The sequence below is a fragment of the Staphylococcus pseudoxylosus genome (genome assembly GCF_003697915.1).
GTDB lineage: Bacteria > Bacillota > Bacilli > Staphylococcales > Staphylococcaceae > Staphylococcus > Staphylococcus pseudoxylosus.
In genome coordinates this window covers 1-312 of record NZ_RCVN01000078.1, presented here as the reverse complement: position 1 = coordinate 312, position 312 = coordinate 1, and the positions used below count along the sequence as shown (strand labels likewise).

Below are 312 nucleotides of genomic sequence, written 5' to 3'. Positions count from 1 at the left end.
GTTGTGAAAAAAGTTACTGAAAAACTTAAAAAAGAGAAAGATTCAGATACAGCAAAGGAAAAAGTGTCAGTAATGTATTTAGAATTTAATGAAGCAAATCATGCAAGCGAGAAAGGTAAACTTTACTTTGGGCATGCTTTTCACACTTTGTCAAAAAAGTATGCTTCGGAGTTTTATTTATCTAGTGAATCTGATTTGACAAAAGCCTCAGAGCTTAAAAGCCAAGGTTGGAGAGAAGAGGTTATCGAATGAGTGTATTTGAAGAACTAAGCGTTATTAATGTAAATGATAAGAAAAGCAAAAAGAATAATT

Annotated in this window: 1 protein-coding gene; it reads left to right on the top strand. The window is 31.4% G+C overall.

What is annotated here, in order from left to right:
* The coding region (locus D9V42_RS14875; protein ID WP_122065562.1) for a hypothetical protein at positions 1 to 252 on the top strand (252 nt) is incomplete at its 5' end.
* Positions 253 to 312: the final 60 nt, after the last annotated feature.